The 22,236-nt window shown below is 41.5% G+C and carries 21 protein-coding genes and 2 tRNA genes; 14 read left to right on the top strand and 9 right to left on the bottom strand.

What is annotated here, in order from left to right; genetic code table 11:
• Position 1: 1 nt before the first annotated feature.
• Together H3302_RS00395 and H3302_RS00390 are read right to left on the bottom strand one after the other, a co-directional pair.
• Positions 2–2,176, bottom strand: a complete 2,175-nt coding sequence (locus tag H3302_RS00395; RefSeq protein ID WP_118843877.1) for a S9 family peptidase — start codon at positions 2,174–2,176, stop codon at positions 2–4.
• A gap of 129 nt (positions 2,177–2,305) precedes the next feature.
• Positions 2,306–6,286: a S8 family serine peptidase gene (locus H3302_RS00390; protein ID WP_075594399.1), complete on the bottom strand. Its 3,981-nt coding sequence runs from the start codon at positions 6,284–6,286 to the stop codon at positions 2,306–2,308.
• A 238-nt stretch (positions 6,287–6,524) separates the two neighbouring features.
• On the opposite strand from H3302_RS00390, the gene H3302_RS00385 reads away from it, so the two are divergent.
• Positions 6,525–6,995 carry a DUF2721 domain-containing protein gene (locus H3302_RS00385; protein WP_036974373.1) on the top strand — a complete coding sequence of 157 codons (471 nt, stop codon included), beginning with the start codon at positions 6,525–6,527 and terminating at the stop codon, positions 6,993–6,995.
• 103 nt (positions 6,996–7,098) lie between these two features.
• Positions 7,099–7,551 carry a cytochrome c gene (locus H3302_RS00380; protein WP_036974371.1) on the top strand — a complete coding sequence of 151 codons (453 nt, stop codon included), beginning with the start codon at positions 7,099–7,101 and terminating at the stop codon, positions 7,549–7,551.
• A gap of 61 nt (positions 7,552–7,612) precedes the next feature.
• On the opposite strand, the gene H3302_RS00375 is transcribed toward H3302_RS00380, so the two are convergent.
• A complete protein-coding gene (locus H3302_RS00375; RefSeq protein ID WP_036974369.1) occupies positions 7,613–8,263 on the bottom strand; it encodes a cytochrome b/b6 domain-containing protein in 651 nt (216 codons plus the stop codon).
• 153 nt (positions 8,264–8,416) lie between these two features.
• Between H3302_RS00375 and H3302_RS00370 the strand changes: the two genes are divergently transcribed.
• Together H3302_RS00370 and H3302_RS00365 are read left to right on the top strand one after the other, a co-directional pair.
• Positions 8,417–9,124 carry an AzlC family ABC transporter permease gene (locus H3302_RS00370; protein WP_036974367.1) on the top strand — a complete coding sequence of 236 codons (708 nt, stop codon included), beginning with the start codon at positions 8,417–8,419 and terminating at the stop codon, positions 9,122–9,124.
• A complete protein-coding gene (locus H3302_RS00365) occupies positions 9,121–9,420 on the top strand; it encodes an AzlD domain-containing protein (RefSeq protein ID WP_036974365.1) in 300 nt (99 codons plus the stop codon). Before H3302_RS00370 ends, H3302_RS00365 begins: the two co-directional genes overlap by 4 nt.
• Before the next feature lie 6 nt (positions 9,421–9,426).
• Here the strand turns inward: H3302_RS00365 and H3302_RS00360 are convergent, their stop codons facing one another.
• The gene (locus H3302_RS00360) at positions 9,427–10,581 is read right to left on the bottom strand and encodes an iron-containing alcohol dehydrogenase (protein WP_036974363.1); all 1,155 of its coding nucleotides are present in this window, start codon (positions 10,579–10,581) and stop codon (positions 9,427–9,429) included.
• Between the two features lie 151 nt (positions 10,582–10,732).
• On the opposite strand from H3302_RS00360, the gene H3302_RS00355 reads away from it, so the two are divergent.
• Both H3302_RS00355 and H3302_RS00350 read left to right on the top strand, forming a co-directional pair.
• On the top strand, positions 10,733–11,605 hold the full coding sequence (locus H3302_RS00355; RefSeq protein WP_036974361.1) for a LysR family transcriptional regulator: 873 nt from the start codon (positions 10,733–10,735) through the stop codon (positions 11,603–11,605).
• Between the two features lie 67 nt (positions 11,606–11,672).
• Entirely contained in the window at positions 11,673–12,155 is a 483-nt protein-coding gene (locus H3302_RS00350; RefSeq protein ID WP_075594400.1) for a glutathione peroxidase, read from the top strand.
• Between the two features lie 54 nt (positions 12,156–12,209).
• On the opposite strand, the gene H3302_RS00345 is transcribed toward H3302_RS00350, so the two are convergent.
• Positions 12,210–12,398 carry a PA3496 family putative envelope integrity protein gene (locus H3302_RS00345; RefSeq protein ID WP_036974357.1) on the bottom strand — a complete coding sequence of 63 codons (189 nt, stop codon included), beginning with the start codon at positions 12,396–12,398 and terminating at the stop codon, positions 12,210–12,212.
• Between the two features lie 392 nt (positions 12,399–12,790).
• On the opposite strand from H3302_RS00345, the gene H3302_RS00340 reads away from it, so the two are divergent.
• Complete coding sequence (locus H3302_RS00340; RefSeq protein ID WP_065978869.1) at positions 12,791–13,591, top strand: YggN family protein; 801 nt, start codon at positions 12,791–12,793, stop codon at positions 13,589–13,591.
• A gap of 63 nt (positions 13,592–13,654) precedes the next feature.
• Here the strand turns inward: H3302_RS00340 and H3302_RS00335 are convergent, their stop codons facing one another.
• Positions 13,655–15,088 carry a PLP-dependent aminotransferase family protein gene (locus H3302_RS00335; protein WP_075594417.1) on the bottom strand — a complete coding sequence of 478 codons (1,434 nt, stop codon included), beginning with the start codon at positions 15,086–15,088 and terminating at the stop codon, positions 13,655–13,657.
• 110 nt (positions 15,089–15,198) lie between these two features.
• Here H3302_RS00335 and H3302_RS00330 point away from each other — a divergent pair, with 110 nt between their 5' ends.
• Positions 15,199–16,128, top strand: coding sequence for a DMT family transporter (locus H3302_RS00330; RefSeq protein ID WP_036974353.1), 930 nt, complete (start codon positions 15,199–15,201; stop codon positions 16,126–16,128).
• Between the two features lie 55 nt (positions 16,129–16,183).
• Here H3302_RS00330 and H3302_RS00325 read toward each other — a convergent pair whose 3' ends face one another.
• The gene (locus tag H3302_RS00325) at positions 16,184–17,032 is read right to left on the bottom strand and encodes a diacylglycerol kinase family protein (RefSeq protein ID WP_118843876.1); all 849 of its coding nucleotides are present in this window, start codon (positions 17,030–17,032) and stop codon (positions 16,184–16,186) included.
• Positions 17,033–17,354: 322 nt separating this feature from the next.
• Between H3302_RS00325 and H3302_RS00320 the strand changes: the two genes are divergently transcribed.
• From H3302_RS00320 to H3302_RS00300, 5 genes are all read left to right on the top strand, one after another.
• Complete coding sequence (locus H3302_RS00320; RefSeq protein WP_162898013.1) at positions 17,355–17,495, top strand: hypothetical protein; 141 nt, start codon at positions 17,355–17,357, stop codon at positions 17,493–17,495.
• Positions 17,496–17,719: 224 nt separating this feature from the next.
• A tRNA-Ser gene (locus H3302_RS00315) sits at positions 17,720–17,810 on the top strand.
• Positions 17,811–17,863: 53 nt separating this feature from the next.
• Positions 17,864–17,956, top strand: a tRNA-Ser gene (locus tag H3302_RS00310).
• Positions 17,957–18,064: 108 nt separating this feature from the next.
• A complete protein-coding gene (locus tag H3302_RS00305; RefSeq protein WP_075594403.1) occupies positions 18,065–18,541 on the top strand; it encodes a DUF4124 domain-containing protein in 477 nt (158 codons plus the stop codon).
• Between the two features lie 63 nt (positions 18,542–18,604).
• Positions 18,605–19,369: an MBL fold metallo-hydrolase gene (locus tag H3302_RS00300; RefSeq protein WP_075594404.1), complete on the top strand. Its 765-nt coding sequence runs from the start codon at positions 18,605–18,607 to the stop codon at positions 19,367–19,369.
• On the opposite strand, the gene H3302_RS00295 is transcribed toward H3302_RS00300, so the two are convergent.
• Both H3302_RS00295 and H3302_RS00290 read right to left on the bottom strand, forming a co-directional pair.
• Positions 19,341–20,459, bottom strand: coding sequence for an aminotransferase class V-fold PLP-dependent enzyme (locus H3302_RS00295; protein WP_075594405.1), 1,119 nt, complete (start codon positions 20,457–20,459; stop codon positions 19,341–19,343). The genes H3302_RS00300 and H3302_RS00295 overlap by 29 nt on opposite strands.
• On the bottom strand, positions 20,459–21,628 hold the full coding sequence (locus H3302_RS00290; protein WP_036974345.1) for a monodechloroaminopyrrolnitrin synthase PrnB family protein: 1,170 nt from the start codon (positions 21,626–21,628) through the stop codon (positions 20,459–20,461). Before H3302_RS00290 ends, H3302_RS00295 begins: the two co-directional genes overlap by 1 nt.
• Positions 21,629–21,741: 113 nt before the next feature.
• Here H3302_RS00290 and H3302_RS00285 point away from each other — a divergent pair, with 113 nt between their 5' ends.
• Complete coding sequence (locus tag H3302_RS00285) at positions 21,742–22,203, top strand: Lrp/AsnC family transcriptional regulator (RefSeq protein WP_036974343.1); 462 nt, start codon at positions 21,742–21,744, stop codon at positions 22,201–22,203.
• Positions 22,204–22,236: the final 33 nt, after the last annotated feature.

Below are 22,236 nucleotides of genomic sequence, written 5' to 3'. Positions count from 1 at the left end.
CTTATTGTTGATAACCCGCTAAATCAAGCATAAAGGCATAGTACAAGGCGGTGTCTTGTAAGCTTTTAAAGCGTCCCGACGCCCCTCCATGCCCGGCTTCCATATCTGTTTTAAACAGTACTAAATTGTTATCTGTTTTGTATTCGCGCAGTTTAGCAACCCACTTTGCAGGTTCGAAATATTGCACCTGCGAATCATGTAACCCTGTAGTGACCAACATATGAGGATAGGCTTGTTTTTTTACTTGATCATACGGTGAATATGACAGCATATAATCGTAAAATACTTTTTCATTCGGATTACCCCACTCGTCATATTCGTTGGTTGTTAGTGGTAAACTTGTGTCTAACATCGTGGTGACTACATCAACAAATGGCACTGCAGCAATCACCCCGCTATAAAGCTCTGGCGCTTGATTAACGACCGCCCCCATTAATAACCCTCCGGCACTGCCTCCCATGGCAAATATGCGTTCTTTGTCACCATACTTTTGTGCAACTAAAGATTTAGTTACATCAATAAAGTCATTAAACGTATTTTTCTTATGAAGTAATTTGCCATCTTCATACCAAGGGCGACCAAGCATTTGAGAGCCACGAATATGTGCAATCGCAAACACAAAACCGCGGTCGAGTAAGCTCAAACGCGAGCTCGAAAAACGCGGATCCATCGTCGCACCATACGAACCATATCCGTATTGTAAAAGAGGGTTACTGCCATCTTTTTTAAACTTATCTTTACGATAAACAAGGCTGACCGGTACATCAACACCATCACGGGTTGTTACATAGATACGCTCAGATGCATAGTTACTTGGCGTAAAGTCACCCAAAACGTTGCGCTGCTTAAGCACTGTTTTTTCGCCGCTTATAAGGTCGATATCGTAATGGGTATCTGGGGTTGTCATACTTGAGTAGTAAACACGTAAACGAGGATTATCCAGCTCAAAATTTCCATAGCTATCAACCATATAAGTTGGATCATTAAAAACAATCACTTGTTCATTTTGGTTTCGTAAGTCACGAATAGTTAAACGGGTTTGCCCCATTTCACGTTCCTTGTATACCAAATGATTCTTAAATAACTCGATATCTTCAAGTTTAACGTTATCCCTACCCGCAATCACCGTTTGCCAATGGCCTTTATCATGCGCTTGTGATTGATGTACCTTCATTAATTGAAAATTAACGGCATGTAGATTGGTGACTATGTAGTACCAATCCCCGTGCTTTTTAATACTATATTCAAGTTCTGGTTCACGCTCAATGAACCGCTTCGGCAAAGTACCTGTGTCATTTGCATCAATAACAGAGACACCAGAAGCACTAGTACTTTCATGATAAATATAGATTTTTTGATGGTCTTTACTCTTACCTATGCTGGTGTAATAGCGAGTATCTTTTTCTTCATAAACCAGTTCATCATCAGCTTGTGGGGTGCCTAATGTATGGCGATAAACCTGATAACCTAATAACGTTTGTGGATCTTTTTTAATGTAGTAAAAAGTGCGGTTGTCATTTGCCCAAACAACATCTCCCTCACTCCCTTCTATCGTATCTGCCAGTCGCTCACCACTGACCAAGTCTTTCACTCTAATGGTATAAATACGCCGACTTAAAGTATCTTCACCGTATGCCAATAAATGCCCATTAGGGCTTACCTCTAAGCCTGTTACAGCAAAGTAGTCATGCTCTTTAGCAAGCTCATTAACATCCAATATGACTTGTTGGTTGTTACCATCACTGGATTTGCTTCGCACATAAATTGGATACTCATCATCACCTCGCGTCTGCGATGAGTAATAATAGTCTCCCTTTTTGGTAGCCACAGAGTTATCGTCTTTCTCTATACGACTTTTAAGCTCATTAAAAAGTGTATCTTGCAGCGCTTTTGTATGCGCCATCGTGCGATCTACGTAAGTATTTTCAGCAGTGAGGTGGGCAATTACCGCCTCATTTTTACGCGCATCATCACGCATCCAGTAATAGTTATCGACACGCGTATCACCATGAATACTCATTTCATGGCGAATTTTTTTTGCAATAGGTGCCGCTATAACTGCATTTTCTGTAATACGTGATTGCTCAATATTATGTGCGGTATCAGGGACTTTATTACACGCCGTTAAAACGGCAAATGAGAGTGCTGCAAAGCAGAGAGAGTAACCAACGTTCATGAGATTCCTGTTGTATTTTTTATTATTCATCCTCCAATATAAGTAAAAACAGAGCAAGATATAAGCATGCTTTGTGAAGCAATGTAAAAAGGGAGCCGAAGCTCCCTTTATTAATTACAAATCAAGTCATTACTTTTGCTTGCGACGGCGCATAAATGCAAACGGTGCAGCTAGTAAAGTTAACCATGCTAATGAACCTGAATCATCTTTATCATCATCGTCATTACTACGAATGTCATTCACTTCAACTTCAACGTTTACTGCGTCTGACATATTGCCGGCAGAATCAACAGCAATTACAGAGAATGTAAATTCACTTTGGAATTCATAATCAAGCTCGCTCGCAACACTAATAACACCATTAGTATTAACAGTAACTAAGTTGCTACCCGATACGATAAATTCAACAACTGGCGTTTCATCTGAATCAGGATCAGAGAACTCTAACGTGCCAATCACAGTACCTAAAGCAACATTCTCATCAACAGAGAAGCGTTGTCCTGAAGCTATAACAGGCTTAGATTCTGCTGGGTCTTCTGTAACTTCAATAGTAACTAGAACAGCCTCAGACATATTTTCAGCACTGTCTATCGCAGTAACCATTAATTCGATAACTGGTGTTGTATCAAAATCAATTTCACCTACAACAGTCAGGCTGCCCATTTCATCAATAGCAATACCATCATGACCTTCTACTGAGTAAGAAACAATTGGCGTAGTTTCAGCGTCTGGATCAGATGCCAAAACAGTACCAATCACTGTTCCTGACACTGCATTTTCTTGAACAGTAAACATTTGACCCGCTTCCACAACTGGCATCATTTCAGCGGCTTCATCTGCTAAGTTATTAACCATTACTGTAACCATAGCCGGTTCAGAAATATTGCCAGCAGAGTCAGTTACCACAACTTCTATCTCTATAGACACAAGTCCTGCGTCGAAATCAAGCATTGCTTCATCCATTACAACAACATCACCTTCAGAAGTTACTGAAACAGCTGTTGAATTGGAACTGAGTACAATAAACTCAGAGATAGGGTTTGCAAGATCTGCACTGTATGTTGCTTCAAGTGTGCCAATAACAGTACCTGTCGATGTATTTTCATCAACGCTAAACATTGCATCAGAAAGAACTGGGGCTGAATTTGCGTCATCACGAGGTGTTGCTACAAATGCTTTAGAACCTGAATCAGACAGGATCATGAAGTCTGCACCTGCGTTTAATAGCGTTGCTGATGCACCAGGCTCAACTGAGCTTACTGCTTCACCAGCTTCATTCACAAGTACAGCATATACATCATTAGAAGCATCAGTAAACGTATATGTTCCCATTGCAACATCGCCTGCACCTGTAGCGATTGGTGTCCATGTTTCTTCCTCTGTACGGAAGCGAACATTTGCTGAGACTTTACCAATATCTTCAGCAGTTAAACCAAAATCACCCAAGCAGCTTTGCATTGTTAAGTGATTATTACCAATGATTTGATAGATATTATTCAGCGCGCCAGAGCTGCTTCCATAACCATGTGTAAAGGTAATTGCAGTACCAGGCTCAACATCATAGAACCACTCAAGTTTACCATTTTGAACTGTTACATCGTATGTACCATCTTGGTCTATATCGAAGTCAGCCATAAAGCCACCCACATAAGAGTGAGTGATACCTTCATTCATCACTACCGTAGTTAAAGTAACAAAACCGCTTGCACAGACTTCTGTTGGCACAGCAAACGTCTCAATTGACGCGCCCACTAAATCAAAGCGTTGGTCTTCATCTATTTCATCAGTCATTACTGTTGGTGCAAATACTGGTTCAAGTGCCACTGCACCAGTATTAGTTAACGTATGAGCAAGGCCATCTTCTGTCATCACAGGAGTAAAGCTCATTGCAGCGTTTGCTTTTGGCAATACGTGATACACAAGGTGGAATGCTCTTTCACTACCATCAGAGAAGACTAACGCACCATCAAGCTCTAAGTTTGTTAAATCAGCAGTGACTGCTTGCGAGCCAATGTTATCATCCGTCAGTGTCCATTCTGGTAATGTAGTAGGGTCAATCGTTGCTGTCACATCAAATGATAGCGTTTGACCTGCAGGAACAGTGATTGTCTCTGGGTAATCTAATGAGAATGAACCACGGTCAATATCGTTTTGATAACGCTGTTCTAAAGAAAGCGAATACACTTTGACTTCATTCGAGAAGTTCTTAACTTGTACCGTTTTTGTTAATTTAACTGTTTCTGATGCATTCACTAAACCAAACGAAAGAGCCGCTTGTTTGGTATCTGCTGCCCAAGCAGCAACAGGTAAGTTTGCAGCTTTATTAACATCAACTAAACCCGCACCGATGTAACTAATTGGCGCAAGTTCAGCATCTGGGTTAAGTGCTAATGGCTCCATTGTTACGTTTAAGTTAGCGGTATTCATTAACGTTGCTTTAATTTCAAGTGCATTGCGCTCTGGTAATGCTTCTTTCAGTAAACTCACTGCACCAGCCGTGATAGGACCAGAGAACGAAGTACCTGTAGCGCCTGTTAAACCATCACCAAGACCTGGGTGAGCCGTCATAATGTTCACGCCCGGCGCGGTAATTTCTGGTTTTAATAAACCGCCCATTGATGGACCACGTGATGTAAAGTCTGCAATTGCACCAGACAATACTAAACGCTCAACAGTTAAGTTAAATGTTCCACCCGCTTTAAGCGCAGCACCTGCTGTAAATGTTACACCTACAGAAGGAATTGTGACTGCTGCATCGGCACCGCCCATAGGTGCTGGCGTGCCATCATCTGTATTATTTGCAATGACAACGAACTCTGCACCTTTTGCTTGAGCTGCTAATACTTTAACTGTGAATGCACACGCACCACGGTCAATAATCACACCTTTGCCAGTAAAATCAACGTCATCAGCAAATGCTTCACACGCTGTTTGATTTGCTTCTGGGTAAACTAATTCAATGTTGTCATTTGTGTAACTAAATGCAGTTTGTGGACCGAAGCTAGCTGGTTGAACAATAGTTTCTTCATCGTTAACTGTACCGCTAGCAACTGACTGCTCTTCTGTAGGGTGAGTCATTGCTCCAACAGACAACGCATTCTCTGTTGTACTCGGACCACCAACAATAAATGGGTATGCACCATCATTACCCGCTGAAATAACCACGTTAGTGCCTAGCTTTACAGCCTCATTAATGAAAAGTCCAACCGCGTCGTTAGCAATGTCACCATAGTCACCACCTAAAGACATATTAATGACATCTACACGATCAGAAATATCACCATCACCATCAGGGTCCATCGCATTCTCTAACGCAAGTAATTGCGCCAACCCTGGACAGTTAGCAGCACACACTGAATAAACAAATAAATCAACATTTGGTGCAATGCCATTCACAGAGTGAGATACGTGCGTACCATGGTTTGTCGTTACATCTATTGGATCCGCATCATTATTAATGTAATCGAAACCACCAAGCACTTTTCCTTGCGGCCAATCAACAGTTGTAGGGTCTGCAATGGCTGCTTCATAGGCAGCTTCAGTGCCTTCACCACCAAATGCAGTGTGCGTATAATCAATACCTGTATCTAGTACAGCAACACGTACACCTTGACCCGTCGCTAAGCCATTCGCTACAAGTGGAGTCGCTTCAATATAGTCAGCACTATCAGCTACATGTAATTTGTAATCATAGACGGGATAAATACCTTCAACTTGCGAGTTTGAAAGTAATTTTGCGATATCTTGTTTGTTACCATTCAGTACAACCGAGCTTACAAGTGTTGATGTCTTAGCTACAACTTGAACGGGTAAGTCCATACTCTGAATAGCTTGCTCTACACTGGCTTGTGCTAATTTGGCTTGTGCTTGAACTGAGGCAACATCTGCCCCTAAACTTTTTGCATTAATAGTTGCTGGCACATTTAATTTAACTAACCAACTAGTCACTTCACTGCGAGTATTTTGTTCTTTTTTACTTACCGCACTCGGTTTAATTAATTCTTTACCTGCTAGATTATATTTTGAAAAATCATTCGCTTGCGCGCTGGCACATAGTGCACTAGTCACAGCTAAAGCAACGGCTGTTCTTTTTATTAGATTATTAGACATGGGTTCCCCTGGGATATGTTATGTTATCGTCTAAATAGTGATTGAAACTACGTTTCAGTACCAATATAAAACGTAAACACAAACCAGAACAACATCTCGATTACATTATGGTTACATTACAACCTACAAAAGGTGCCAATGTTAATCTACCCCATTGTTTTAATTGAGCTTTGACATCATAAATTTGATGTAAACGTTTGTAAACGAAAGTAGTATTTTTAGAGTAGAGTAAGGCACAATGAACTCAGAAGTCATTAACATACTAACGATGGCAAAGGTTATACAAACCGCTGTCGCTCCAGTCTTTTTAATCACCGGTATTGCGGCAACCTTAGGTGTTTTATCAAATCGTTTAGCGCGTATTACAGACCGCGCTAGGCAGTTAGAGCGAAAGCTAAAAGTCAGTACCGACGAAGAGTTCAATAAGTCACTGACCACAGAATTAAGAGCCCTGCTAAAACGTTCTCGCTGTATTCATATTGCATTTAGTGCAAGTGTATTAAGTGCTTTGCTCGTGTGCGCCGTGGTTATGTGTTTATTTTTATCACACATTCACTCTATCAACTTAAGTGTGACCATTGCCAGTTGCTTTGTGGCTGCGATGGCACTGCTCATTTGTGGCTTTTTATCGTTACTTGGCGAAGTTTTCTTAGCAACACGTAGCATGCGACGCGGGATGATTTTCGCTGACATTGATATTAATGATTAAATTAAACTTAAGTTAAGATTAACCGCATTACACTTGAATAAAACACCTAGCTAAGATACAACTCAAACAGTTTATCTTTATGACATCTAAAGGGGCAAAAGGAATGAAATTAAAACACTTAGTATTAGGTACCATGTTATCGACACTGGCACTAGGCGCAACAGCAAGCACCGTATTCGAAGAACCTAGCGACGCGATTGAATACCGCCAAGCTGCGTTTTCTATGATCCGTGTACAAATTGGTGATATGGGCGACATGTTAAAAGGAAAAGTCCCTTTTGATGCTGAGCGCTTCCAAATGCGAGCAAATAATGCTGCCGCTTTATCAAAAATGCCATGGGAAGCATTTGTTGCAGGTTCAGACAAAGGCGAAACATCAGCGCTTCCCGCGGTGTGGAGCGATAACGACACTTTTATGAAAAAAGCAGTCGCTTTCCAGCAATATGCGGATGAACTTGCGGTTGCAGCAAAAAGTGGTGATCAGAAAGTAATTGGTAAAGCATTCGGTGCGTGGGCTAAAGGATGTAAAGACTGTCATAAGTCATTTAAAGACTAGTCAACGACATTAAAAAAGGCGCTGTCTGCGCCTTTTTTAACACTTAACTCACTCAACTCACTTAATTAAACAAATAACTTAATGGCTCAGCACCCCATGTGGTAAAAAGTACCACTAAACACAGCGCAAAAATAACGAATGCAAGCAAGGGTGATTTTGTCACAGGCTCAGTCACAGAAACTTGCTCACTACTGCCCGTCAGCATTGGTTTAACGAGGTTCTTGCCTTTAATGCGATATATCACAATCGCAATTACATGCAGCACAATAGCATACAGCAAAATATCAAAGTTCAGGTGATGTAACCAACCTGCAAACTCAACCGTGTCCGTAGATACATATTTAACAAGCGGTCCATCGGTAAGTATGTCATCGCTGGTCATCAATCCTGAGCCTAGTTGCGCCAAAATTAATATAAAAAACGCAATGACCATATAGCTGCCGGCAGCCCCGTGACCAGCTTTATGCTCATTATTTTTAAATGACTTAATTGCCGCAATCGGTGAATGTATCAATGAGGACAGCTTGGCCGTTTTACTGCCAATAACCCCCCATATAAGACGCGTGATTATGAGCGCTAGCGTGAAATACCCGGTTGCAAAATGTAGCTCCAGCATGCCTTCTTCAGCACTAAAATAAAGCGTTGCAATTGCAACAACTAATAACCAATGAAAGCTTCTTATAAAGCCATCCCATACTTTCACTTTAGACATGATAACGCTCCCTATGAAATATACTCAAAGCACTTAAAAAGACCAGAACCGGTAAGGCATTGGGGTATACATTATTGCAAACTTCGGTTATTTTGACACGCCTCTATTACAGGTGTTTTGATCTGAGCCATAACAACAAGTAAGAGCGATAAAATGCAAAAACCTATTCTCAAAGCGTTATTAAAAGGCTTTTTCGACATGCTCCCGCTATGTTTAGCCGTCATCCCATGGGGCATTCTGTGTGGCTCTTTAGCAATCCAAAATGGTTTTAGTGCGTTTGAAACACAAGCAATGTCACTACTCGTATTTGCCGGTTCTGCGCAGTTAGTCGCGATTGAATTAATGGCTGGCAATACACCCTTACTCACTATTTTATTTACCACGCTTATTATAAGTTCAAGACACTTTTTGTATGGCCTAGCCATCCGCCATAAAGTCATTGATCAACCATTTGGTTGGCGTTTACCTGTCAGCTTTGTTTTAACCGATGAGTTATTTGCTTTTTCGCATCACCCTAAAGCCTACCAAACAAAGCTGCGCCTTATTTATGCTTTAAGTGCTGGCTTTAGTTTTTATATCGCATGGAACATATGGACATTGCTTGGTATTGTTGCTGGCAGCTTATTGCCCGATTTAACAAACCTAGGCCTTGATTTTGCTATTGCCGCCACTTTTATTGCATTAGTGGTGCCAGGGGTGAAAAACCTCGCAACACTTGCCACCGTCGTCACCGCAGGAGTCGTTGCAACCCTCCTTAAAAGCCACGGTTTTCAGTTATGGTTAGTAACAGCAGCATTGATTGCTATGTCGGTTGGTTACGCAATTAGCCGCTGGCAAGCAAAAGAGGAGCATAGTGCATGATGACCACGATTGTATTAATGGCGTGTATTACTTTTTTTACGCGTTACTTGTTTCTACACCGCGCTTTGCCTTTTAAGGTAGGCCCTAAAATGCAGCAGTTTTTGAGTTTTAGTGCTCCTGCCGTGCTCACTGCTATTTGGGTGCCCATTGTATTTATTAATGATGAAGGGATTAATTTAGATTGGCAAAATCCCTACCTAAGTGCTGCGGTACTTGCCGTTATTGTGGCTTACAAAACACACAACATTTACTACACAACACTGGCAGGGATGGGATTATTTATAATCTTGAGCTAACGCAACTTATACGCTGGCGAGCAAAATAGCGCGGCTTTTCTCAAGTGTCACTTGCTCACGCTCACCCAGAGCAGTCATGCCATGGCGCTCTAACTGCGCAACAAGCTTATCTGCCACACTGTCGTCTAAGTTATAATCGCTCAAACGTGTTGGCATTTTAACACTGTGGAAGAAAGCTTCCGTTGCAGCTATCGCGTGTTCAATTGCCGCCTCTTCATTGGTAATATCCAGTCCCAGCACACGTTCTGCATATTGTAGTAACTTACCGCGCTTAGTGTCTTTTTGCTCAGCCATCATGCGTGGTAATACAATCGCTAGGGTTTGCGCATGATCAAGGCCGTACACTGCTGTCATTTCATGCCCTATCATATGTGTTGCCCAATCTTGAGGTACGCCCGCACCAATCAACCCATTTAATGCCATTGTTGCTGACCACATAATATTAGCGCGCACCTGATAATTTTCTGGCTCTGAGAATGCTTTAGGCCCTTCTTCAATGAGGGTCATTAAAATTCCTTCGGCAAAGCGGTCTTGCAACTTTGCACCTACATCATACGTAAGGTATTGCTCCATAGTATGTACAAATGCGTCAACAATCCCGTTAGTCACTTGGCGCTCTGGTAATGAAAACGTTACTGCGGGGTCAAGTACCGCAAAACGAGGGCGCACATACTCACTGGCAAATGGAAGTTTATCGTGAGTTTCAAGGTTTGAGACAACACTAAAGGTATTCGACTCAGACCCCGTTGCAGGCAAGGTCAGTACCACACCGAGTGCAACCGCCGATTTTACTTCTGCGCCGTTTGCTAAAATATCCCAAGGCTCACCCGTGAATTCAGCCGCAGCGGCAATAAACTTACTGCCATCAACCACAGAACCCCCACCTACAGCCAGAATGAAATCAATCTGCTTTTCTTTAACAAGCTCTACGGCTTTCATACAGGTTTGGTAACTTGGGTTTGGCTCAATACCTGCAAACTCAAACCACGTATGCTCACTTAATGCTGCTTTAACCTGATCATAAACGCCATTTTTCTTAATGCTGCCACCACCATAAGTGACGAGTACTTTGGCATTTTTAGGGATTTCTGACTGAATCTCTTTAATCTGTTGCTCACCAAAATGAATCTTGGTTGGGTTTTCAAAACTAAAATTTAACATGTGGCTTCCTCATCGTTGATGTGAGTTTTTATCAGTGAATAAACCATTTTAGTTATTTTTATATAGGGATAAAGCGGTAAAATAGATAATCACTTTTGCAGTAATGCAATAATAATTAACGTAAACTCACACTAGCTAGAAATCTTAGGATATGAATATGTGGCAAGGTTTAGACGAATTTTTATATGTTGTTGAGCAAGGGAGCTTTACCCATGCAGCCAAGGCGATGGAGGTCTCTACTTCACATATTAGTAGGCAAATTCAACAACTTGAAAACCGCTTAGGGTCAGTCCTTTTTCAGCGTACCACGCGAAAAATAAGCCTGACAGAGGCCGGAAAAGAATATGCGATCAAACTTAAAGCAATCCGGCAAGAGCTTATCGATGCGAATAACCAGTTACAGGGTGAGCAACGCCAACCTAAAGGGCTTATTCGTATTACAGGTGCCGGTGAATTTGTTGCCAATCAAGTTGCACCGAAAGTTGCCGAATTTGTCAAACGCTACCCAGAGGTCGAAGTCGAAATCGACTTCAATAGCCGTAATGTCAATTTAGTTGAAGAGGGCTTTGACTTAGCCGTTCGTTTTGGCCGCATGGAAGACTCCAATCTTATCGCCAGACCTCTTTGCAAGCGAATAATGACGCTTGTCGCAAGCCCTGAATACCTAGCCAACCATCCACGCTTAACGCACCCTTATGAGTTGACTGAACACAATTGCCTAATCGCGATGAGAAAACGTTGGCGTTTTAACATTGATGAACACATCAAAGAAGTCCGTATAAATGGCAATTGGCGCAGCAATCACCCTCAAGCCATTTTAAGTGCAGCTATTGCTGGCATCGGAATCGCACATTTGGCACACGACATTGTTGAGCCCTATATTGCAAAAGGGCAACTTGTAACAGTGCTGGATGACTTTCAAGTCAGCGACAACGCCTCTTGGTTGGTGTATCCGCGCAAAGATCTCTTGCCTTACCGCGTACGTTTACTAATTGAGCACCTTACCAATGAATTCGCTGAATAAAATTCACACTTTCAGAAATAAGGCAAGCGGGTTAGAATCAATCAAATAATAATAAAAAGTCACTATTATGAACGAATTTTATCAACTCTCAGCAACCAACTTACAAGGCCAAACGGTTCACTTTTCTGATTTCGAAAATAAAGTCGTTTTAGTCGTCAATACAGCGAGCAAGTGTGGTTTTACACCACAATACGAAGGCCTGCAAAAATTGCACGAAAAATACCATGATCAAGGCCTCATTATTATCGGCTTTCCGTGTAATCAGTTTGGTAAACAAGAGCCCGGTGACGCAAAAGAAATTAAGGAAGGCTGCCTCATCAACTATGGCGTGAGTTTCTTAATGATGAGTAAGGTGGATGTCAATGGTGAACATGCTCACCCTGTCTTTAGGCACCTAAAATCAGAACTACCGGGCTTTATCACCCGTAAAATAAAGTGGAACTTTACAAAGTTTCTGATTGGTAGGGATGGTAAAGCAATTAAACGATTCTCGCCCCTCACTAAACCAGAACACATCGAGTCTGCAATTATTACGGCACTGAGCAAATAAACCTCGAATCAAAAAGCAATAAAGAGGCAATAGCCTCTTTATCTAAATTTATGCTTAGTCGTTCATGTACTCATCAAAGTCGTCTTCGCCTAAGTTTCTGCGCAAGCGTTTTTGCTCAAGATAGTCTTCCAACTTCTTCTTAACGCGTTGCTTTTTCTTGTCGTGTTGATTACGCCCGACCATTTCGTACTCGTCTTCAACAAAATCGTCATCTAGCGCATCATAACTAAATGTCTTACCCACAACCCACTCCATAAAGTGTTTGAGACCAATTCAGGAGATTAAAATTTGCTCTGTGAATTGGCAAAGATTAAAAAGCTCAGTGGTTATTTAGTATGTAAAAAACCACCAAAATAAAGCCACACCGCCATGCTAAAGTGGCGATATGTCAATATTGTGAATAAATAGCGCTAAATTTGATTTCTGAAAAGTGAGAGTTTTTTATCGTTTCGATAAAACACATTTATCCACGTATGTTTTTTAGTTAATTTGACTAAAAAATGGTTAAAAAACCAAACAGATTTCATTTTAAAAAACCACAAAAACAACATAACTCAATGAAAATAAACACAATAAAAACCTTGGCATTAAGTTTGATTATTTATTTTCGTCATTTCAAACAGGAAAGAAAAAAAATGAAAAAGTTATTGTTAGTAAGTTCTTTATTTATCGCAACCAGCGCTATGGCTCATAACGATAATGATACGCATATTTCATTCAGTGGTGAGCAATGTGATGTTGAGTTCAAGAACGATGTTCGCATCACGCCAAACGAATTAGAAGTGTTCACTGCTGATAACCGCACAATGAAAATCATTGATCAAAATAACTTATACATTGATGGCGAAAACATCTCGCTGAATGCATCTCAACAACAAGCTATTGCAAATTACTCAGATAGCTTACGTAGCCAACTACCCGAAGTGGCAAACATTGCTCTAGAGGGTGTGAAAATTGCCGGTGTTGCAATTGAAGAAGTGGCAAACGCATTCAACATTAGTGGCTTTGATGACATCTCGGAATTAATGGATGAGATTAGTGTAGAAGTGCAAAATACCTTTTACCAACAAGGTGCATTCACCATGGGTCAGCAAAGTTTTGAAAAGTTTGGTCAAAATTTTGATGAACAATTCGACCAACAAATTGAGTCTGCAGTTGAATCGGCAATGATGCAATCAATGGGCAGTATTTTAGTTGCGCTAGGCTCTGAGCTTCTTGGCTCGGGTGGTGACATGGACACGTTTGAACAGCGCATGGAAAACATGGGTGAACAAATCGAAGCGCGTGTAGAAACACAAGCAGCGCAACTTGAAAAACGTGCCGACGCATTGTGTGGCAGCTTTGCCGATATTGCTCACAAAGAGCAACAGCTCGTTGCTTTAGTGCCACAACTCAAAGAATACCAACTGTTCACGTTCAAACAGAACACCCTGTAATGCATTAACATCCCTGAACCAATCTACTTGGTCTTATGGCGCAGAGCTTGCTCTGCGCTTTTTTTATTTTTTTGCAAGTACGGTTAGTTGTGACAACGTTTTGACTGCGTCTTCCAAACGCTCTGACCAAGGCAAACCATAGCTTAATCGAAAACAGCTGCGGTATTTTTTCCCCGCCGAAAAAATAAGCCCAGGAGTAATACTAATCCCCGCATCTAATGCTAAATGGAATAGTTTAACGGCATCATATTGACTCCCTAAGTCCACCCAAATAACACACCCTCCCTGCGGGTTACTAATACGTGCACAACTTGGCATATATTGCTGCAGGCACCAAATCATTCGCTCTTTGTTGGCACTTAGTCGCTGGCGTAATAAACGAATATTTCTGTCGTATTCACCACTGGCAATAAATTCATACAAGGTCCATTGATTGATCAATGGCGCTGAGCAGCTCAAGGCTCGTTTAAAACGTCTGGCTTGTTCAGCAAACTGGCCCGCAATAATCCAACCAATCCGATAACTCGGTGCAGCCGTTTTTGAAAATGAGGCGCAGGTGATCACCAATCCTTTTTTAGAGTAAGCCTGCGCTGGTGTAGCACGTTTTGCGGTGTAATGTAGGTCACCGTATACATCATCCTCTATCAGCACAACATCACGAGCCTCGAGTAAAGCGACCAGCTGTTCACGCTTACTATCAGGCATAAAACTCCCCACGGGGTTATTCAATGAGGTAGAGAACACGCATGCTCTTATATCATGCTCATCTAGCGCCTGCTGTAAGTCATCTAACCAAATGCCTTCATCTGGGCATAGTGGGATTTCCAGCGCTTTCAATCCTAAACTTTCAATTAACTCAATGATGCCAAAGTAACAAGGTGATTCAATCGCAATCACATCACCAGGTTTTGCCACGCATTTTAGTGCAATGGCAAGCGCTTCTTGTGCCCCATTGGTGATCACCAATTCATCGCTCGCCACACCAATTCCGAAATCTAAATAACGATGAATCAATTGCTTTTTTAACGGAGCAAAGCCATCCATCGGCCCATAATTAATTACCGTAGCTCCGGCCAATGTCATCACTCGGCGCATCGTTCGTGCTAATGCTTTATCGGTGGGTGCCGCAGCAATTGGATTAGCAATACCAAACGGGACAACATTGGCTTTGTGAATTGCGCTATAAACTTGCTCTATCAGCGCTTGCTTGTTGACAGTCATTGGCTCGCGGCTTAATTTCACGCGCTTGGGTCTTGATTGATTTAACTGCGATGATTTTAAAAAGTATCCCGACTTCTCTCTCGCTTCAATCAACCCTTGCCCCTCAAGAAGCTGATAGGCCTGCTTAACGGTAGGAATACTGACATTAAGCTTTTCAGCCATTTTTCGCAATGAAGGGAGTTTTTCACCGGGTAATAACGATCCCTGTGACGATAAATCTCTTACTAACTGAGTCACTTGCTGATACAAGAACTCACTGTTACTGCGACTGATCACTTGTGACATAGCTCACCAAACTGTATAGGTTGCATTTGTAGTTTTCTGTATATGTTAAGTATACAGAATCAACTTAAAATAAACACACTTACCCTATTTAGGCAATAAAGATGAAAAGCGCCGCTCTTTACCTTGCAACTGTATTGATCTGGGGATCAACGTGGCTGGCTATTGAGTTTCAACTAGGTGATGTCGCCGTTGAAATTTCTTTGTTCTATCGTTTTGCGATTGCCGCCATTTTAATGTGGGCATTTGTGTTATTTAAAAACCTGCCGATGCGTTATTCATGGCGTGATCATGGTTTTTTTACCCTACTGGCATTATTTAACTTTGGTTTGAACTACCTAACACTGTATTGGGCACAAAATTACCTTAGTTCTGCCATGGCCTCCATTGCATTCTCAATGCTATTAGTGATGAATATTATTAATACCCGACTGTTTTTTTCGAAACCAATCGCCAAGCGAATTTACGTTGGCGCATTGTTAGGCGTTTTGGGTATCGCCAGCTTGTTTTGGCCACAAATTCAGCAGTTCGACTTGAGTAATGGTACGTTGGTCGGGTTACTACTTGCGCTGTCAGGGACCTTTGTGGCTTCATTAGGTAATATGATCAGCGTCCGCAATTCTCAGCGTGATATTGGCGTTATGCAGGGGAATGCATGGGGCATGCTTTACAGTGCTATTGGCTTAGCCGTGTATGTATTAATAAGCGACGTGCAACTGACATTCACTGCACCTGCAAGTTACTGGGTATCGCTACTTTACTTAGCCATATTTGGCACTGTCATCGCATTTGCTTGTTATTTTGCGCTATTGAAAAATATTGGTCCCGAGCGCGCCAGTTACGTCATTGTATTATTTCCTCTGGTTGCAGTCGTACTGAGTACATTGTTTGAAGGGTTTGAGTGGCAAACCAACACATTTATAGGGTTTAGTTTAGTGCTATTTGGCAATGCCATTGTATTAACGCCCACACAACGAATTAAAGCGTTTTTTGCTACAAGAAATAGTCTGCAAAATCGCTCTGTCCCCAGTTAGAAGTGATTATGTCACCTCTAACACCAAGCGCCTGCTAAAAATAGCAGGCGCTTTTTTATGGTAAATGAAAACGTAATGCTTGGTGATACATGACAACTTTTGCAGGTGTCACACCGACCAACTCGCCATCAGCCTCTATTAGCAAACCGGCAGTGTGTATTTCGGCACGAGACAAACGGCAGTATTGAAGCTCCTTTAAATTATGATGTTTTACAAAAATGAGATGTAAAAAACTGCGTAAATTCTTCACTAAGTTACCTGCTGGCATGCGATAACACTCAAGCTCTCCATCATTCAATATGGCATGAGGCGCAATTTTTAAGCCTCCACCAAAATAATGATGGTTAGCAAATAAAGTCACTAAATTAGTGAACTCTTCATGCTTGTCGGCAAATACCCCAGATAAAGACTTTGCTTGAAAAGAAAATAACTGTTTAATGCCCTGCCATAGATAACCAAACGCAGTAAACCGCCCCACTTGATTTAATTGACTAACAACATCCGCATCAAAACCGACCCCAGCCACATTAATAAAATACCGCTGATTAATTTTCCCAACATCAATTAACTGAGTATGGCCTGAAAAGACAGCGTCTCGCCATTGTTGCGGCTTAAAAGCAAAGCCTCGCGCAAAGTCATTACCGGTCCCTGCTGGCAATAAGGCAATTGAACAATCACAACCAAACAGTGCATTAATGGCTAAATGCAGTGAACCATCGCCACCAATAACAACAGCCTGATTAACGTGCTTTGCAAGATTCGCAATTGCTTTATGGTCACTTTCAAAGTGTCCCGTGGTAAAGAAAAGTTGCGGCTCAATGTGCCGTAATGTGCATTCGTTTAATAACCATTCGACACTTTGCTTAGTATTTTTTTTGTCACTTGGCTTTATTATTATTAACATCAACTATCACTTCATCTTCTTAGCAAGAAACCTCTTTTTATTCAAATTAAATTAATCTGAATAAATACTCAATTTGAAACTTTAAAAACGCATAAAACAAAGTTTCAAAATCTAAAAACTCTTATAAACAAGGGTTTTAGAGCGAACCCCCTTAGCATAATTATTCAAAAAACAATGAGACACGTAACTTAACCCACCGTTAACAAGGCACATTCAGATGAGAAAAAGTTATCCGGTAGACTCAAATTTTATCGTTTTATTTTTGTTCACTTTGCCTGCAAAATACCCATGTTTTCAACCAAACAAAATCTGGAGCAAAGTAATGAACCCAATTAACACTTTAAATCAAAATGCTGCAACTCATGTTGCCGTAAAACCAACTAACCGCAAAGCAAAAATGTTGGCAAAACTTAATCGCTACGGCAAAAAGCTAGCGCTTGGCGGTGCAGTACAATATAAGTAATCCCCAACCATGGTTACTTTTTAGGTGCAGCAAACACCCAACCACTAACGAAGCATCTTCTTTAGCTCCTCGTTTGCTGCTCCCCTCTTTTTAAAAGCACTAAAACAGCAAAAATTTAAAGCTTTTTACAAAAAACACCGTCTTTACGCTCAAAAAACAAGCAAACGAACTTTTTCCTATTTACACAACCGATTCAGCTAAGTATTATTCTCTCAACACTTTGTGGAGAGATGGCAGAGTGGTCGAATGCACCGGTCTTGAAAACCGGCAGGGGTTTGTAGCCCCTCTAGGGTTCAAATCCCTATCTCTCCACCACTTATTTTTATTTGTTGATAATTATCAGCAAGTTACAATCTGAATTATGCGTTGGAGAGGTGGCCGAGTGGCCGAAGGCGCTCCCCTGCTAAGGGAGTATAGGGTTTGTAGCTCTATCGAGGGTTCGAATCCCTCCTTCTCCACCATTTTATTATTAAAAACCGCTTTTTAGCGGTTTTTTTATGCCCAAAAACTTGCACCTTTTATTGTTAATCATGCATGCTAAGTCTCAGTTAAATTATCGGTGAGACGCCATGATCAGTTCAGCTTTGTTAACTTTAACATTACTGTTAGGCGCGAATAGCAGCCAAGCAACTGTCTATAAATGCATGATAAAGGGTGTTGCCACTTTCTCAGAGCAACCCTGTGGAAAAGACGCCACTATCATAAAAATCAACCTTCCCCCTAAACAACTCACCGATAATACAAAAAAACAGCCTGAGCTAAGCGTTGATGACTACCTACAAGTCCAAGAAATCGATCGCAAAATTCAACAACTAGAATTAGAACGTAAAAACCTAAAGCAACAACAGCGCGAACGAATAGAAAAACTTAAGTTAATGACTCAAGATGCGGCGAACAGATTAGGTGCAGATTCGATTGACGATGCAATAAGTAAACAAAGTAAGCGCATAAATTCATACTATGAAAACCAACTTACGCAATTTGCACAACAGATAAAACAATTAGAAGAGCGTAAAAAGCAACTGAAAGGCACACAAACCCCCTAATTTTCCTAAACTGGTCAGGCATGATATAACAATTGAGACGGGTTAATTAAGGGAGCGAGGGTAATGCACATACACACAATCGAAGGCTATATTCAAAATATTTACTTAGTTGAATATCCCGACAAACTAATGCTACTCGATGGGTGTTGCCGCGCTGATGTCGACACCGTATTTAACTATATTACCGAACAACTCAACCGCCCTCTGACTGATTTAAAACTGATTGTTGTGACTCATATGCACCCCGATCATGCCGGTGGCGCCCATGCCCTAAGAAAACTAAGCGGTGCAAAAATTGCGACATCTAATGCACCGGGGCAATGGTATAAGGGCCTTGATGGTATTTTAATGCACTTGACCGATATCGCTCTTGCATGGTGGGTTGCAGGTCGGCTAAACAAAGAAAGACGCAATCTTTGGTATAGCCGATATCTAGATGCCGACTATTACTTAGCAACCGACTCTACCCTGCCGAATTTTGATGACTGGCAAGCACTGCATACGCCAGGTCATACCGACCGCGATATTAGCCTGTACCATATTCCCACAGAGCGAATTTACATTGCCGACTTACTCGTAAAAGTGAAAGGGCAGCTTATGCCACCCTTTCCTGTGTTTTATCCTAAACTGTATTTAAACTCTTTATTAATGCTAAAAGCCCTTAAACCTCAACGCATTATGTTTGCGCACAGTAATGAAATGCATATTGATGACATCGATTTCGAACACATTTTAGCGCTGGTACCTAAAAAGCCGATGACACACTGGCGTTCTGTAAAGGCAAAAGCGCGACAAGCACTTAATCTAAAACGCTTTTCACAGTCTTAATAAAGTCATTTATATCATTGCCGTCATTATAAACATGGGCTGAGACCCTTAGCCCTAAATGACGTTCATCAACAGCGATATTAGCCTCATGCAACGCCGCTTTAACCGTCTGTTGTTTACGACCAAAATGCATGATTGCCGTGCCGGAGCATTTATCTGCTGCACTTGGCGAACGCATATATTCACTCAGCTCAGCATGCAACGTAGCAAGCATTGCTAAGTTATGGGCGCGTACTTTATCAATGCCTAAATCGGCAAAGTAGCGAATACTATGCGCAGCTAAAATACACGGTGCGACTGATGGCGTTCCTCCCCAAAAACGCAGTGCCGTATGATGATAAGTAAAATGCTTGATATCAAACTCAAATGGATTTTGATGAGAGAACCAACCAACATCTTTTGGCTGACACAATGCAAGTTGATGACGATTGACCCACAAATAAGCAGCACCTGGGCCACCGCACAACCACTTAACACTCGAGCCAAGCATAAAATCGGGGTCAAGTGCTGTTAAATCCACCTCTAAAATACCTGCCGACTGAGCGATATCTATCAGGCTTAGCGTATTGGATTGCTTTGCAATTTGAATGATTTCAGCAATCGGAGCTTGCTGGCCAGTATTTGAATACACATGACTCACAAACACTAAATCGAACGCTTGCTTAGCCAAATATGATTGCCAAACCTGAGCATCGGTTAAATCCTCATCAGCGCCAATAAACACAATTTCAGCGCATTCAGGGAGCGCTTTTTGCATCGCAAATCCCATGCTAGGAAAATCACTTTCTGCCATTAATACTGTGCAGTTTGTCTGTTGCAAACGCGGATGCGACATCACTAACTTTGTTAAGCCACTCGATAAATTCACTTGTGGGCAAAATAGCTCTGCATCCGAATTAAACAGCCGCGCTAAGCTTGATGTAAATGCCTCAACGCCATGTAACCATTGCTGCCAAGGCTCTTTATTTTCATTTTGCCAAGCGGCAAAAAAATGCTCATGAAAATACGGCTCTGCCGATTTTAAAGCGCGGCCCACAGAATGATTTAATAAATAGCTTCCTGGGGCGAGTATAAAGTCATGTTTACGCATTACTTAATCCACTGTTTTAGCTTAGTTAAATCATCGTAGCGAGTGCGGATATCGTCGCGCTTTGCTGCGGCTCGGCGATCACGTAATTGCTCAAGAGAGTTAAGCAACACATGTAACGGTGGCCCACTCGCCGTGACTTTATCCATATGTTGTTGCTGCATTTTTTGTGATGGCTGTGCAATGTACTTACTCACGAGTTGATTATGATGACCGATTGCTGTGTCACCATGCAATTTACAAACTTGAATAAATAACTTTAAGTTTGTTTGCAGCCATTCACTATCTCGTTCAGTTTCTGCGGCTAAAAAGTCATCCATGATACTCGTCATCCGCATGCTTTCACGCAATATTTGCTGATCTTCTGGCATCATGTATAAAAATTTATCCACCAGCATTTGCGAATAGCTTGGCTCGTTAGCAAAACAAAGTCCAAGCAACATATCAATCACATTAATGCCTGCAAAATCACCGGCATTTGCACCACGATAAACCTCTTTCCCTACGCGATAGGGTTTGTAATAAGGGCGCACACAGTAAAAGAAACGATCAGTATCGAGTTTGTTATACAGCGCATTATTTGACTCGATGACATCCAGTAATGCATGTTTGGCTACCGCTAATAAATCGGCGGCAATTGGGTGCGAAATTCCTAATGGTTGAATTTTTAGTAACGCATCTGCCGCACGTTTGTAAGCCAAAATTCCTTTGGTGTTGTAATCAACAAAGACTTTTTCATCTTCAAGATTTGTAAAGCGCTTATAAAGACCATCAACCGCTTTATTGTGGGTGGTTAAATGAGCAGTCGCAAAGCGTGGTGTAACACCAATGGATGCGCCAATGTGCATAGCAAGTGCCGACGCATCAACCAAGGGAGAAGTGGTTTCGCGTGAGGGTTCAGTAATTTCATGGCGACGACATGCAGCCATAAATAAGCCAACATTGCCTAATAAATCAAAGGCATTATCAAAACCTTCGTCGGTATTGCCTTCTGCTAATAAGGCACGAATATGCTCATTCCCTTCCTGCTCTAACTGGTGCTTAAGGTGTTCGCCAACGCCTTCTACATTCGCTTTATCGTCTTGTTGCCAATATAGTTTTTCTAGTTCGCTATTGATCTCAACAAATCGGGTACGCAGCCAGCTATCAAATGCCTTGGTGTTCTCAGTCACAGGCTTACTCCAAAATAAATATATTGCGATAATGTTAACAGAGTTCACTGAGTGCTAATCGCTAAAATATAAGCTAGAATTTGTGATAATTAGTGAAAATCACTCAAATAGAAATGAAACTAGACAAAAAAGACCAACAATTGCTCAACGCACTACAAGATAATGCACGTACATCTGTGTCTGAGCTTGCTCAATCAGTCAGCCTTTCTGATACTCCTTGCCTGCGCCGAATTAAGAAGCTTGAATCAAGTAATGTGATTAGTGGTTATCATGCTGCAATTAACCCCAAAGCGGTTGACTTAAATGTCTCTGTTTATGCGTTTGTACGCTTAAATCAAAACTCAGTTGCTGCTGCAGAGCAGTTTGAACAGCAAGTGGAAAAGCTTGAACACGTACTGGAATGCTCGGTTATTTCAGGCAGCTATGATTATTTATTAAAAATAATTGCCGCTGATTTAGAAAGCTACGAAAGTTTTGTAAAACATAAATTAGGCAGTATCAATTGTATTGCCAATATCGAATCGACGGTGGTATTAAAGCAAGCATTCACTAAACGCCATTTACCTTTAGCGTGACGCTGCGTACTTGCAATACGACAATAACGCGAT

This window comes from Pseudoalteromonas sp. MT33b, from assembly GCF_014117385.1.
Taxonomy (GTDB): Bacteria; Pseudomonadota; Gammaproteobacteria; order Enterobacterales; family Alteromonadaceae; genus Pseudoalteromonas; species Pseudoalteromonas lipolytica.
This window is presented reverse-complemented; position numbering and strand designations above follow the sequence as displayed.